The sequence below is a fragment of the Halomonas piscis genome, from assembly GCF_031886125.1.
In the GTDB taxonomy this organism is placed as follows: Bacteria; Pseudomonadota; Gammaproteobacteria; order Pseudomonadales; family Halomonadaceae; genus Vreelandella; species Vreelandella piscis.
The window spans coordinates 2715669-2729952 of sequence record NZ_CP119391.1; the positions used below are offsets into that span (position 1 = coordinate 2715669).

General features: G+C 66.2%; 14 protein-coding genes. 12 read left to right on the forward strand and 2 right to left on the reverse strand.

Annotated elements, in window-relative coordinates:
- The first annotated feature begins 31 nt into the window (after positions 1-31).
- Complete coding sequence (locus P1P91_RS12755; protein ID WP_311883087.1) at positions 32-886, forward strand: acyl-CoA thioesterase; 855 nt, start codon at positions 32-34, stop codon at positions 884-886.
- A 68-nt stretch (positions 887-954) separates the two neighbouring features.
- Here the strand turns inward: P1P91_RS12755 and P1P91_RS12760 are convergent, their stop codons facing one another.
- Together P1P91_RS12760 and rpmE are read right to left on the reverse strand one after the other, a co-directional pair.
- Complete coding sequence (locus tag P1P91_RS12760; RefSeq protein WP_311885803.1) at positions 955-2226, reverse strand: malic enzyme-like NAD(P)-binding protein; 1272 nt, start codon at positions 2224-2226, stop codon at positions 955-957.
- A 435-nt stretch (positions 2227-2661) separates the two neighbouring features.
- Positions 2662-2877 carry a 50S ribosomal protein L31 gene (gene rpmE / locus P1P91_RS12765; protein ID WP_311883089.1) on the reverse strand — a complete coding sequence of 72 codons (216 nt, stop codon included), beginning with the start codon at positions 2875-2877 and terminating at the stop codon, positions 2662-2664.
- Positions 2878-3046: 169 nt separating this feature from the next.
- Between rpmE and P1P91_RS12770 the strand changes: the two genes are divergently transcribed.
- The 11 genes from P1P91_RS12770 (at position 3047) to tatA (ending at position 14284) form a co-directional block, all read left to right on the forward strand.
- Complete coding sequence (locus P1P91_RS12770) at positions 3047-5278, forward strand: primosomal protein N' (RefSeq protein WP_311883091.1); 2232 nt, start codon at positions 3047-3049, stop codon at positions 5276-5278.
- A 128-nt stretch (positions 5279-5406) separates the two neighbouring features.
- Positions 5407-7092: an arginine--tRNA ligase gene (gene argS, locus P1P91_RS12775; protein ID WP_311883093.1), complete on the forward strand. Its 1686-nt coding sequence runs from the start codon at positions 5407-5409 to the stop codon at positions 7090-7092.
- A gap of 3 nt (positions 7093-7095) precedes the next feature.
- Positions 7096-7785, forward strand: a complete 690-nt coding sequence (locus P1P91_RS12780; RefSeq protein WP_311883095.1) for an SPOR domain-containing protein — start codon at positions 7096-7098, stop codon at positions 7783-7785.
- Positions 7786-7924: 139 nt separating this feature from the next.
- Entirely contained in the window at positions 7925-8443 is a 519-nt protein-coding gene (hslV, locus tag P1P91_RS12785) for an ATP-dependent protease subunit HslV (RefSeq protein WP_311883098.1), read from the forward strand.
- A 3-nt stretch (positions 8444-8446) separates the two neighbouring features.
- The gene (gene hslU, locus P1P91_RS12790; RefSeq protein WP_311883099.1) at positions 8447-9769 is read left to right on the forward strand and encodes an ATP-dependent protease ATPase subunit HslU; all 1323 of its coding nucleotides are present in this window, start codon (positions 8447-8449) and stop codon (positions 9767-9769) included.
- Between the two features lie 95 nt (positions 9770-9864).
- On the forward strand, positions 9865-10248 hold the full coding sequence (locus tag P1P91_RS12795; protein ID WP_311883100.1) for a DUF971 domain-containing protein: 384 nt from the start codon (positions 9865-9867) through the stop codon (positions 10246-10248).
- A 147-nt stretch (positions 10249-10395) separates the two neighbouring features.
- Entirely contained in the window at positions 10396-11190 is a 795-nt protein-coding gene (gene ubiE / locus P1P91_RS12800; RefSeq protein WP_311883101.1) for a bifunctional demethylmenaquinone methyltransferase/2-methoxy-6-polyprenyl-1,4-benzoquinol methylase UbiE, read from the forward strand.
- Positions 11187-11858 (forward strand): ubiquinone biosynthesis accessory factor UbiJ, encoded by a 672-nt coding sequence (locus tag P1P91_RS12805; RefSeq protein ID WP_311883102.1) that lies wholly within the window; start codon positions 11187-11189, stop codon positions 11856-11858. Before ubiE ends, P1P91_RS12805 begins: the two co-directional genes overlap by 4 nt.
- Entirely contained in the window at positions 11855-13474 is a 1620-nt protein-coding gene (gene ubiB / locus P1P91_RS12810; RefSeq protein WP_311883103.1) for a ubiquinone biosynthesis regulatory protein kinase UbiB, read from the forward strand. The genes P1P91_RS12805 and ubiB overlap by 4 nt, the downstream gene beginning before the upstream one ends.
- A 103-nt stretch (positions 13475-13577) precedes the next feature.
- Complete coding sequence (locus P1P91_RS12815; RefSeq protein ID WP_311883104.1) at positions 13578-13955, forward strand: phosphoribosyl-ATP diphosphatase; 378 nt, start codon at positions 13578-13580, stop codon at positions 13953-13955.
- Positions 13956-14014: 59 nt separating this feature from the next.
- The gene (gene tatA / locus P1P91_RS12820; RefSeq protein WP_311883105.1) at positions 14015-14284 is read left to right on the forward strand and encodes a Sec-independent protein translocase subunit TatA; all 270 of its coding nucleotides are present in this window, start codon (positions 14015-14017) and stop codon (positions 14282-14284) included.

A 14284-nucleotide genomic window follows, 5' to 3' on the forward strand; every position in this document is an offset into this window, starting at 1 on the left:
ACTGTCGCATGATATCCCAAGGAGTTGCCCCATGAATCACACGCCCGCACCCGGCACCGAAGCCCTCGGTGAGCTGGTGGCGCTGCTGGATCTCGAGCCGCTCGAAGACACGCTGTTTCGCGGCCAGAGCCAGGATCTGGGCCTGCCCCAGCTTTACGGCGGCCAGGTGCTCGGCCAGGCGCTGGCCGCGGCCACGCACACTGTGCCCGACGAGCGCCGCCCGCACTCCCAGCACGGCTATTTTCTGCGCCCGGGCGACTCCCACCGCCCGGTGGTTTACCAGGTCGACAAGGTGCGCGACGGCGGCAGCTTCACCACCCGGCGAGTCACCGCGATCCAGAAGGGCCGGCCGATCTTTTTTTGCAGCGCCTCTTTCCAGATTCCGGAAAAAAGCCCGCTGCTGCACCAGCGGCCGATGCCCGACGTGCCGACCCCCGAGGCGCTGCTGCAGAAAAGCAGCGCGGCCAGACACTCTCAGACCCTGAGCCATCCGAGCCGGTTTCTTCCGGTCCCCCGGCCGCCGGAGGAGACCCACCCTGCCAGACGCTGCCTGTGGTTTCGCTTTGACGGCGCGCTGCCGGACTCCCCGGCCCTGCACCGCCATCTGCTGTCCTACGCCTCGGACTTCAACCTGCTGACCACGGCGCTTCTGCCCCACGGGGTCAGCTTCACCGACCCAAAGCTGCAGATAGCGAGCCTCGACCACGCCCTCTGGCTGCACGCCGACGCCCGCGTGGACGAGTGGCTGCTATACGTTATCGAATCGCCCTGGAGCGGCAGCGCCCGAGGGCTTGCCCAGGGCCATATCTATCGCCGCGACGGCACGCTTGTGGCCTCGAGCGCCCAGGAAGGCCTGACCCGGCTGCACAGCGCTCCCGAACGCTAGGCACAAAAACGCCGGCGCCCGCACAGGGCGGGCGTCGGCGTCAGCAAGGTCGGTTCGGCTCGGCCGAGTCAGCCGCCGTAAACGGCGCTGATGGAGGTCAGCGGATAGTGCGCCGGGAACGGCTTGCGCGCCACGCCGGAATCCACGGCGGCCTGGGCCACGGCGGAGGAGACGCGGTCCAGCAGGCGAATGTCCACCGGGGTGGGGATGATGTACTCGCGCCCGAAGGTCATCTCGTCGCGCTCGTAGGCGTCGAGCACTTCCTGGGGCACCGGCTCGCGCGCCAGGTCGGCGATGGCGTGAACCGCGGCCACCTTCATTTCCTCGTTGATCGCCGTGGCGCGCACGTCCAGCGCCCCGCGGAAGATGAACGGGAAACCCAGCACGTTGTTGACCTGGTTGGGGTAGTCGGAGCGGCCGGTGGCCATGATCACGTCCGGGCGGGCCGCGCGGGCGTCGTCGGGATGAATCTCGGGGTCCGGATTGGAGCAGGCGAAGACCACGGGGCTGTCCGCCATCCTGCCCAGCTGCTCTTTGGACAGCAGGTTGGGGCCGGACAGGCCAACGAAGACGTCAGCGTCGTCGATGACGTCGTCCAGGGTGCGCTTGTCGGTCTCGTTGGCAAACTGCGCCTTGTATTCGTTGAGGTTGTCGCGCCCGGTGTGAATCACCCCCTTGCTGTCGAGCATGAAGATGTTGTCCCGGCGCACGCCGCAGGCAATCAGCAGGTTCATGCAGGCAATGGCGGCAGAGCCTGCGCCCAGGCACACTACGCGAGCGTCCTCGAGCTTTTTGTCGGCGATGTGCAGGGCGTTGAGCATGCCCGCCGCGGTGACGATCGCGGTGCCGTGCTGGTCATCGTGAAACACCGGAATGTTGCAGCGCTTGATCAGCTCGCGCTCGACCTCGAAGCACTCCGGCGCCTTGATGTCTTCCAGGTTGATGCCGCCCCAGGTGTCGGCAATGTTGGCGACGGTGTCGATAAACGTCTGGGCGTCTTCGGTATCCACTTCGATATCCACCGAGTTGACCCCGGCAAAGCGCTTGAACAAAACGCCCTTGCCTTCCATGACCGGCTTGCTTGCCTGGGCACCCAGATTCCCCAGGCCGAGGATGGCGGTGCCGTTGGAGATAACGGCAACCAAGTTCCCCTTGCCCGTATAGCGGTAGGCATTTTCCACATCCCTGGCGATCTCGCGTACCGGCTCTGCCACGCCGGGGCTGTAGGCCAGCGCCAGATCCCGCGCGGTGGCGGTCGGCTTGGTGAGCTCTACCGAAAGTTTTCCGGGAATCGGCTTGGCGTGGTAGTCCAGCGCCGCCTGCTTGAATGCATCCTTCATGGTCAGAGTCCAGTTCAGCATTGAAAAATGGAAAAGCGTTTCAGCGTATAGAAAAAACCAAACCGCCTCAAATGTATCAGCCGCCCAAAAGAAAGGCTGATTTCCTTCTTTTTTGCGCTACTTTCGCCGTTCTTGCCGCCAAAAGGCGTTTTCGAGCCGGGGCGTGCCGGTGACTTCCGGCGCGCCTGGCGCTTGCCCGAGGCTGTTTATGGAAAAGTATTCCATAAAACGGCGCCGAACGCATGTGCTCGCTCTCCAAGCATAGCGGATTCTACCGTCAATACGACAAAGGGCATAGGCGACGAGTGATAGCCAGCCCGCGACACGGGGTCGCCCAGTGCCGTCGCCCAGGGCCCTGCTGTTTCCTGCCTGCACAAAAAAACCCACGCCAAACAAGCGTGGGTTGTGTCTTGCCGGGCGGTGCCGGGGCGGCGTTTAGCCGCGCTTCAGGGCGGCGCCGAAGCGCTTGTTGAAGCGCTCTACGCGCCCGCCGGTGGTCGCCTGCTTCTGCTTGCCGGTGTAGAAGGGGTGGCAGTTGGAGCAAACGTCCAGGGAAAAGTCGTGGCCGGCCGTGGAGCCTACGGTAAAGCTCTCGCCGCAGGAACAGGTCGCGGTGACCGTGTTGTAATCCGGATGGATACCTTGTTTCATCGTGAGCCTCACAAAGCTGTATGCCGCCACCTGATCGCCTGCCAGGCACCGCATACGGGTTGAAAAACGTGCTAACCGGTTAGCCGTTGCGCCGCGCCGCTATCTGGGAGGAAAACCGGCGTGATGCAAAGCGGCCGCGTATTCTAGCAAACCTGACGCTGGAGGCCAATTGCCCACCCCCGCCGTTTCGCCTGCATCCATTCTGCGCGTGGCGCTGCCCTCACCCCTGCGCCGGCTTTTTGACTATCTGCCCGCCGCCCGGGCGCCGTCCTGCGGCTGGCAGCCGGGGCTGCGCGTGCGCGTGCCCTTCGGCCACCGGGAGGTGGTGGGCGTGGTCATCGAGCTTGCCGACACCAGCGAGCTCTCGCATGACAAGCTGCGCGCGGTGAGCGAAGCGCTGGACGACACCCCGCTGCCCGCGGACTGGCAGTGGCTGTGCCGCTTTGCCGCGCGCTACTACCAGCACAGCCTGGGCGACACCCTGCACCACGCCCTGCCCGCGCGGCTGCGCCAGGGCTTTCCCATGGCCGGGCGCACCCACACCCTGTGGCGCCGTCACCCAGGCGCCCCCGAGGCGCCGGACTTCGGCCGCGCCACGCGCCAGGCCGAACTCTGGGCGCTGCTGGGTCAGCACCCGGGCGGGCTGCCTACCCGAGCCATTACCGCCCACGGTCTGACCCACGACGTGCTCAACCGGCTGCTGCACAAGGGGCTGGTCGAACGCCGGGAAGTGGAAACGGCCACGGCCGGCCCCGCCGGCGGCTCGCTGCTGGCCACGCCGGCGCTGCCGCTCAACCAGGAGCAGTCCGACGTGCTCGCCGCGCTGCATGAAAAGCTCGCCGAGTTTCACCCCTGCCTGCTCGAAGGCGTGACCGGCAGCGGCAAGACCGAGGTCTACCTGCAGCTCATCGAGGCGGTCGCCGCCAAGGGGCAGCAGGCGCTGGTGCTGGTGCCCGAAATCGGCCTCACGCCGCAGACGCTTGCACGCTTTCGCCAGCGCTTCAACGTGGCGGTGCTGGCGCTGCACTCCGCGCTCACCGACGCCGAACGCCTGGACGTCTGGGAGGCCGCCGCCAGCGGCCGGGCGCGAATCATCATCGGCACCCGCTCGGCGATTTTTACCCCGCTTGCCAACCCCGGGGCCATCATCGTCGACGAAGAGCACGACGGCTCTTACAAGCAGCAGGACGGGCTGCGCTACCACGCCCGGGATCTGGCCGTCGCCCGGGCCCACTACCACGGCATCCCCGTGGTGCTGGGCAGCGCCACGCCGTCGCTCGAGAGCCTGCACCAGGCCCTTGGCGGCCATTATCGCCATCTGCATCTGACCCGGCGCGCCAGCCGCCACCCGCCGGCCAGGCTCGAACTGATCGACCTGCGCCACCGGCGCCGCCAGGGCGGGCTTTTGCCCGACGCGATCAAGGCGGTCAAGGCGACGCTCGACGCCGGCAAGCAGGTGCTGGTGTTCATCAACCGCCGGGGCTTTGCGCCGACGCTTGCCTGCCACGCCTGCGGCTGGATGGCCGAATGCCACCAGTGCGACGCGCGCATGACCCTGCACCGCGCCCCGCCGCTTCTCGCCTGCCACCACTGCGACAGCCGTCGAGGCCTGCCCGACGCCTGCCCGGACTGCCAAAGCGGCGACCTGCGGGCGCTGGGCAGCGGCACCGAGCGCAGCGAAGAAACCCTGCAGACGCTGTTTCCAGAAACGGTGATTCACCGCATCGACCGCGACAGCACAAGGCGCAAGGACAGCTTCGAGCAGGCGCTCCGGGAGATACAGCGCGGCGAACCCTGCCTGCTGGTGGGTACCCAGATGCTGGCCAAGGGCCATCATCTTCCCCACGTCACCCTGGTGGTCGTGGTCAACGCCGACGGCGGACTCTACGCCGCGGACTTTCGCGCCATGGAGCACAACGCCCAGCTGCTCGAGCAGGTTGCCGGCCGGGCCGGGCGCGCCGCCGACCCCGGCCGGGTGCTGGTCCAGACCCTGCACCCGGACGATCCCCACCTGACGCTGCTGGCCGAACGCGGCTACGGCGCGCTTGCCCGGGAGCTTTTGCAAGAGCGGCGCCTGGCCGGGCTTCCGCCCTGCGGCTTCATGGCGCTTTTGCGCGTGGAAAGCCCCAACGCCCAGGCCGCCACTGCCCTTGCCCGGAACGCCGCCGCCGCGCTCGGCGACTGGCTTGCCCAGACGGCTACCCGAGCCCGCTGCCTGGGGCCGGTCCCCGCGCCCATGGAACGGCGCCAGAACCGCTACCACCTGCACGTGATGATAAGCGCCGAGCGGCGCAGCCGCCTGCACGCCGCGGCAAGTTTTCTTGCCCGATGGCTCGAAGCAAGTCCCGAGGCACGCCGGGTACGCTGGTCGCTGGATATTGACCCCCAGACGCTGGCCTGAGCGGCGCTTTGAAACTCGCCGCCAAATGCTGATAATGAGCGCCCAGACGCAAGCGCTCCACCGCCATACCAGCGGCGCGCCCCAACCGGCGCCTGCGCACGCCGCCACCGACGTATCCGGATACCCACATGAAAGACACCATTATCTCTCTGCTCGACAGCGCGCTTAGCGCGCTCAAGCAACAGGGCGTGCTGCCTGACGACCTTCAGCCGGCGATCAAGGTTGACCAGACCCGAGACAAGGCCCACGGCGACTACGCCACCAACCTGGCGCTGGCCACGGCCAAGCCTGCGGGCATGAACCCCCGGGAGCTGGCCGAAGCCATCATCGGCGCCCTCCCGGAAAACGACGCGGTGCAGAAAATCGAAATTGCCGGCCCCGGCTTTATCAACTTCTTTGCCGATGCCGGCGCCGCCGCCCAAGTCGTCGCCCAGGTGCTGGACTCCGGCGACGCCTTCGGCCGCAGCCTGATCGGCCAGGGCAAAAAGGTGCAGGTTGAATTCGTCTCCGCCAACCCCACCGGCCCCCTGCACGTGGGCCACGGCCGCGGCGCCGCCATTGGCGACTGCCTGTGCCGGCTGTTGGAGGCCACCGGCTTCGACGTGACCCGGGAGTTCTACTACAACGACGCCGGCGTGCAGATCAAAAACCTCGCCCGCTCGGTTCAGGCCCGGGCCAACGAGCTGACCCCGGACGATGCCGACTGGCCGGCGGACGGCTACCGCGGCGAGTACATTGCCGACGTGGCGCGCGACTACCTGGCTCAGTACACCGTGGTGGCCGACGACCGCGAAGTCACCGGCGCTGGCGACCCCGACGACCTGGCAGCCATACAGGCCTTCGCCGTGGCCTGGCTGCGCCGGGAGCAGGATCTCGACCTCAAGGCCTTCGGCGTGGAGTTCGACGTCTACTTTCTGGAATCGTCGCTTTACGCGGACGGCAAGGTCGAGGCCGCGGTCAAGACCCTGGTCGACAACGGCCACACCTACGAGCAGGACGGCGCCACCTGGCTGCGCACCACCGACTTCGGCGACGACAAGGACCGCGTGATGCGCAAACAGGACGGCAGCTACACCTATTTTCTGCCCGACGTCGCCTACCACCTGGACAAGTGGCAGCGCGGCTTTACCACGGTGATCAACGAACAGGGCGCCGACCACCACTCCACCATTACCCGGGTACGCGCCGGGCTTCAGGCGCTCGAAGCCGGCATCCCCAGAGGCTTTCCCGACTACGTGCTCCACCAGATGGTGATGGTCACCCGCTCCGGCGTCGAGGTGAAACTTTCCAAGCGCGCCGGCAGCTACGTCACCGTGCGCGATCTGATCGACGAAGTGGGCCGCGACGCCACGCGCTTTTTCCTCGCCGCGCGCCGGGCTGACTCCCAGCTCACCTTCGACATTGACCTGGCCCGCTCCCAGTCCAACGACAACCCGGTGTACTACGTGCAGTACGCCCACGCCCGGGTATGCAGCATGCTGCGCCGGGCCGAGGCCGACGGCCGCACCTTTAACCACGCCCAGGCGCTGGACAACCTCGCCCTGCTGGAGACCGACCAGGAAAAGGCCGTGCTCAACCGCCTGGCGCGCTACCCCGAAGCCGTGGAAATCGCCGCCAAAAACCGCGAACCCCAGCAGATTGCCCAGTATCTGCTGGATCTCGCCGGCGACTTTCACACCTGCTACAACGCCGTCAAGGTCATGGTCGACGACGACGCCACCCGCAACGCCCGGCTGGCGCTGGGGCTCGCCGCCCGCCAAACGCTGCGCAACGGCCTCGACCTGATGGGCGTCAGCGCACCCGAGGAGATGTAACCCATGGCCACCAAGCGCAAGACGCCGCCCCGCCGGGGCGCCACCACCCAGCGCAAGGCGCCGGCAAAAAAGCGCCGCCTGCATCTGCCGGGCTGGTTTTGGGCGCTTGGCGGGGTCATCGCCGGCTTTTTCTTCGCCCAGCACCTGAACGGCACGGCCCCCTGGCAAGAAGACGCCCCGCCCTCGGGCGACGTGGCCTCCGAGCAGCGCGAGGGCCAAGGCGCCGAAGGAGAAGGCCAGGCCGAAGAGGACGACGGCATGCCCACCTTCGAGTTCTATACGCTGCTGCCCGAGTCCGAGGTCATCGCCCCGGGCGGTGCGGTACCGTCCCGGGTGAGCCCACCCGAGCCGACAGCGTCGGACGGTGAGGGCGGCGACGACCCCATCGCCCAGGTCATCGCCGCCAAGAGCAACTCCGACGAAGCGTCGGCCGCCGAGCGCGAAGCGCCCACCGAGCCCGGTCATTACATGCTGCAGGCGGCGTCGTTTCGCGAAGTGGCCGACGCCAACGAACTGCGTTCGCGGCTCGAGAACCTGAGCCTTCTGGCCAAGATCAGCGAGGTCAAGGCCAGCGGCGTCACCTGGCACCGGGTGCAGGTCGGCCCCTACGAAGACACCCGGGAGCTGACCCGCGCCCGGGACCTGATGAGCACCCAGGGCATCGAGCCCCTGCTGATCCAGCTCCAGGACTGAGCCCTCCCGCCCGGTTCTCCGGGCGGCGGTTGATTTTTTCACTCCCGCCCGCATTTTGTGGTGACGTGCTTCATTCCGGGTGCCGGCTTGACGGCATCGACAGTCACCGGGAGTTTTCCTCCCGCAAGGAGTCTTCTCCATGACCACTATCGTATCCGTGCGTCGCGGTGATCAGGTCGCGCTGGCCGGCGACGGCCAGGTATCGCTTGGCAACACCGTGATGAAAGGCAACGCCAGCAAGGTGCGCCGCCTCTATCGCGGCAAGGTGCTGGCAGGCTTTGCCGGCGGCACCGCCGATGCCTTCACGCTGTTCGAGCGCTTCGAGGCCCAGCTGGAAAAATACCAGGGCCATTTGACCAAGGCCGCCGTGGAGCTGGCCAAGGACTGGCGCACGGAACGTGCCCTGCGCCGCCTGGAAGCGCTTTTGGTGGTGGCCGATCACAGCACTTCGCTAGTGATTACCGGCAACGGCGACGTGGTCGAGCCGGAACACGGCGTGATCGCCGTGGGCTCCGGCGGCAACTTCGCCGAGGCCAGCGCCCGGGCGCTTTTGGAAAACACTGACCTTTCCGCCCGCGAGATTACCGAAAAGTCCCTGTCCATCGCCGGTGACATCTGCGTGTTCACCAACCACCACGTCACTATGGAAGAGCTTTAAACCATGACTCAGATGACACCCCGCGAGATCGTCCACGCGCTGGATCAGTTCATCATCGGCCAGAAGGACGCCAAGCGCTCCGTGGCCGTGGCCCTGCGCAACCGCTGGCGGCGCATGCAGCTCGACGACGAGCTGCGCCCGGAAGTTACGCCCAAGAACATTCTCATGATCGGCCCCACCGGCGTGGGCAAGACCGAAATCGCCCGGCGTCTGGCCAAGCTCGCCCGGGCGCCGTTCATCAAGGTCGAAGCCACCAAGTTTACCGAAGTGGGCTACGTCGGCCGTGACGTGGAGTCGATCATCCGCGACCTGATGGAATCGGCGATCAAGATGGTCCGCGAGCAGGCCAAGGAAGAGGTCGGCAACCGCGCCGAAGACGCCGCCGAGGACCGCATCCTCGACGCTCTGCTGCCGCCGCCCCGGGGGCAGGAAGACAAGCCCCGGGAAGACAGCGGCACGCGCCAGTCGTTTCGCAAGAAGCTTCGCGAGGGCCAGCTCGACGACAAGGAAATCGACATCGAGCTTTCCACCCAGGGTCAGAACGTCGACATCATGACCCCGCCGGGCATGGAAGAAATGACCAGCCAGCTGCAGAACATGTTTTCCAACATGGGCCAGCAGAAAAGCGAAACCCGGCGCGTCACGGTCAAGGACGCCTTCGGCCTTCTGCGCGACGAGGAAGCCGGCAAGCTGGTCAATGAAGACGACATCAAGACCCGGGCCATCGACGCCGTCGAAGAGCACGGCATCGTGTTTCTCGACGAGATCGACAAGGTGGCCAAGGGCGGCGGCCAGTCCAGCGGCGGCGACGTCTCCCGGGAGGGCGTGCAGCGCGACCTGCTGCCGCTGATCGAGGGCTCCACGGTCTCCACCAAGCACGGCATGGTCAAGACCGACCATATCCTGTTCATCGCCTCCGGGGCCTTCCACCTCTCGCGGCCGTCGGACCTGATCCCCGAGCTGCAGGGGCGTCTGCCCATTCGTGTGGAGCTCGACGCCCTCACGCCGGAGGACTTCAAGCGCATTCTCACCGAGCCTTCGGCCTCGCTCACTGCCCAGTACAGGGCACTGCTGGCCACCGAAGGGCTGGACGTGGAGTTCACCCCGGACGGCATCGAGCGCATCGCCGAGATTTCCTGGCAGGTCAACGAAGGCACCGAGAACATCGGCGCCCGCCGGCTGCACACGGTGATGGAACGCCTGCTGGAAGAGGCCTCGTTCAAGGGCGGCGACATGGACGGCCCGCTAACCATCGACGCCGACTACGTCAACGCCCAGCTGGGCGAGCTGGCGGTGGACGAAGACCTCTCGCGGTATATTCTCTAGCGCCGCGGGCGCTTCCCCGCTCCTGCCCCTCCCTTGCCCCGCGTACCAGGCGCGGGGCATCATGTTTCGGGCCACCGCATGCAAGAGGTACGCTTATGAATCCCCCCGTTCCCGTCAACGTTCACTATCACAAGAAAGCTCGCCAGCTGGAGCTTGCCTACCGCGGCGGCGAGACCTACCGCGTGGCGGTAGAGCTGCTGCGCGTCTGCTCCCCCTCTGCCGAGGTGCGCGGCCACAGCAACGAAGAGGCCGTGCTGCAGGTCGGCAAGAAGGACGTCGGTCTCCAGGACATCAGCCCGGTGGGCAACTATGCCCTGAAGCTGCACTTCGACGACGGCCACGAAAGCGGGCTTTACACCTGGGAATACCTTTACGATCTGGCCAGCCGCCAGGACGCCTGGTGGGAAGACTATCTCACCCGGATGCACGAAGCCGGCGCGTCGCGCACGCCGCTGGGCATCGAAATCAAGCAGGTATAACACTTCCCGGCGCCAGCGCCTCGCCGGTTGCGACCCGGGGGCGCAGACAAGCCGGGGCGGACAAGGCTACAATGTCGCCAGTTTCTTCTGCGACGGCCACCTTCGAGGAAAAGGCCGCCTTACCGTCTCGACTTCCGGAGCCACCCCATGAGCCCCACGGAAACGCGCAACGCCGACGCCGAGCATCCTCAGGGCAACGACGCCCAGACCACGGATTTTGGCTACCAGGACGTCCCGCGCCATGAAAAAGCGTCAAAGGTCGCGGACGTCTTCCACTCGGTTGCCGACCGCTACGACGTGATGAACGATCTGATGTCCATGGGCATTCACCGCCTGTGGAAACGCCTCACCATCGAGCGCTCGGGCGTGCGCCCCGGCCACCGTGTGCTGGATATCGCCGGCGGCACCGGAGACCTTACGCTCAAGTTCTCGCGCATGGTCGGCTCCCGGGGCCGGGTGGTGCTTGCCGACATCAACGCCTCGATGCTTAACGTCGGCCGCGACAAGCTCATCGACAGCGGCGTTGGCGGCAACGTCGACTACGTACAGGCCAACGTCGAGAATCTGCCGTTTCCCGACAACCACTTCGACTGCATCACCATCGCCTTCGGCCTGCGCAACGTCACCGACAAGGACGCCGCCCTGCGCTCCATGCAGCGGGTGTTAAAGCCCGGCGGCCGCCTTTTGGTGCTGGAGTTCTCCAAGCCCCGCAGCGAGCTTTTATCGAAGGCCTACGACGAATACTCCTTCCGGGTGCTGCCGCGGATGGGCCAGCTGGTGGCCGGCGACGCCGACAGCTACCGCTATCTCGCCGAGTCCATTCGCATGCACCCGGACCAGAAAACGCTCAAGGGCATGATGGAAGCCGCAGGCCTTGAGCGTGTGGAATACACCAACCTCACCGGCGGTATTGTGGCCCTGCACCGCGGAATCAAACTATGACACTGCCCTCCAACACGACGGCAACCCCGACGCTGATGCTCGCCGGCCTCGAGCGCGCCATCAACGCCCTGCTGGCCCGGGACCCTGCCGCGCCCTCGCGCCTTGAAGCGCTGGCCGGCCGCCGCCTGCTCGTCCGCCTGGAGCAGCCGCACCTGCCGCTGATGCTGCATTTTCACCGCGCCGGCATCGACCTTTGGCACGCCGGCAACGACGCCGACAGCGAAGCCTCTGCCGACGCCGTGGTCGAGCTGACGCCGGAAACCCTTTCCCGCTGGGCCAGCGGCGAGAGCCTCGAGCGGCTGATGTTTTCCGGCCAGCTGTCCCTGCGCGGGCGCACCCACCTGCTGGAAGCCACCCGGGAGCTGTTCACCGATCTGGATCTGGACTGGGAGGGCGAGCTTGCCCGGTGGCTCGGCGACATGCCCGCCCACTCGCTGGCCGAAGGGCTGCGCCGGGTCGCCCGCTTTGGCCTGCGCGCCCGGGAAGAGCTTTTGGCCGACGTGTCCGAGTACGTCTTTGAAGAAGCCAGGCTTTTGCCCGGGCGCCAGCAGCGCGAGGTGCTCCGCGACCACCTCACCGAGCTCGATGTTGCCACCGATCGGCTGGAAGCACGGCTGGCCCGGCTGCGCCGGCGCCTGCTGGCCCGGGAGCCTGAGGTGTCGCCATGAGCCTGAGGCTGGTGCGCATCGGCTGGGTGATTGCCCGCCACCGGCTGGACACTTTGGTGCCGTTCGAGCGCCTGCCCTGGTGGATCCGCGTCATGACGTGGTTCTCTCCGCTACGGCTGCTGCCCATGGGTTCGCGAAGCCGCGGCGAACGCCTGCGCCTGGCGCTGGAGGCGCTGGGCCCGATTTTCGTCAAGTTCGGCCAGATGCTCTCCACCCGGCGCGACCTCTTGCCCGAAGACATCGCCGACGAGCTCAAGCGGCTGCAGGACCAAGTACCCTCTTTCCCCGGCGACGCCGCCGCCGCGCGGGTGGAAAACGAGCTGGAAATGTCCCTTGCCGAAGCCTTCGCCCACTTCGAGCGCGAACCGCTGGCCTCGGCCTCCATCGCCCAGGTCCACGCCGCCCGGCTGCACAGCGGCGAGGACGTGGTGGTCAAGATCATCCGCCCGGGCATCAACCGCGTAATGCGCCAGGACATGGGGCTGATGTATCAGGTCGCCAGGCTTTTGGCCAAGGTGCCCGAGGCCCGCCGGCTGCGCCCGGTGGAGGTAATCCGCGACTACGAAGCCACGCTGTTCGACGAGCTCGACCTCTACAAGGAGGCTGCCAACACCTCCCAGCTCAAGCGCAACTTCAAGGACTCGCCGCTGATGTTCGTGCCCACCATCTACTGGGCCTTCACCCGGCGCAAGGTCATGGTTCAGGAACGCATCCGCGGCGTGCCGGTGGCCGACACCGACACCCTGCTGGCCCGGGGCACCAACCTCAGGGCCCTGGCCGAACGCGGCGTGGAAATCTTCTTTACCCAGGTGTTTCGCGACAACTTCTTCCATGCCGACATGCATCCGGGCAACATCTTCGTCAACTGCGACGACGGCGAAAATCCGCAGTACATTGCCATCGACTGCGGCATCGTCGGCAGCCTCACCCGGGAAGACCAGGACTACCTGGCGCGCAACCTTCTGGCATTTTTCCGCCAGGACTACTACGAAGTCGCCGCGCTGCACATCGAGTCGGGCTGGGTGGGCGAAGGCACCCGGGCCAACGAATTCGCCGCGGCCATTCGCACCGTGTGCGAGCCGATTCTGGAAAAGCCGCTCAAGGACATCTCCTTTGGCCAGGTGCTGCTGGGGCTTTTCCAGACGGCCCGACGCTTCAACATGGAGGTTCAGCCCCAGCTGGTGCTGCTGCAGAAGACCCTGCTCAACATCGAAGGGCTTGGCCGCCAGCTCTACCCCGATCTCGACCTCTGGAGCACGGCCAAGCCCTACCTTGAGCGCTGGATGAAAGAGCGCGCCGGCGTGCGCGGCCTGTGGGACTCGCTCAAGCACCAGGCGCCGGACCTTGCCACCCAGCTGCCGGAGCTGCCGGGGCTGGCGCATCAGGCGCTGAGCCGCCTGGAGCACGGCGACCGCCAGCAGCAGCGACAAATTGACGCCGTCAGCGACATGCGCCAGCAGATGTACCGTCAGGGCAAGCGTCAGCACCGGCTCAGGCTGGGGCTGATTATTCTGGGGATCGCGCTTGCCTGGCAGCCGCTCTCGGCCTGGGCCGCGGGGCAGGACTGGTCGGTGCTGGTTGCCGCGGCCATCGGCCTTTTGTTACTGGCCTGGTAACCGATAGGCCGCTCAGCTGATGCGCATCAAGAAATGCCGAAGCGCGATCCATTAGGCTACACATCACGCGACACAGAACGCTATCTATTACGGACACGCCGCCATGACCACCACGCCGACACCGCCCCCCCCGCCTGCCGCTGACGCCGTGCTTGAAGCGCTAGCCGAGGTGCTGGAAGTGCGCCGCCACGCCGACGCCGACGACTCCTACGTCGCCGCCTTGCACCACAAGGGGCTGAACCGGATACTCGAGAAAGTCGGCGAAGAAGCCACCGAAACCCTGCTTGCGGCCAAGGACGCGGGATACGAAAATGATGCGGCAAAGCGTCAGGCGCTTGTCGCTGAAACGGCGGATCTGTGGTTTCATAGCCTGGTCATGCTCTCGCACCTGGGGCTGGACCATCGCCCGGTAATGGACGAGCTGGCACGCCGGTTCGGCGTCTCGGGGCACGCGGAAAAAGCCGCCCGCACGGGCGCATAGCCACGCAACACCTTGCCCCTCCCAACGCAACCGGGGCATTCGCTAACGAGGACACGCATATGCTAGGCGGTATCAGTATTTGGCAGCTGCTCATTGTGCTGGGCATCATCATCCTGATTTTCGGCACCAAGAAGCTGCGCAACGTGGGCACCGATCTCGGCGGCGCCGTCAAGGGCTTCAAGAGTGCCATGCACGAAGAAGAGAAAAAATCCGACGACGACGCCGACAAGCCTCAGGGCAAGGTCAGCCACGAGCCCGGTGAAACGGGGAACACCTACGACGTCGAGGCCCGGGAAAAAACCTCGGAAAACGGCGACGAGCGCAAATAA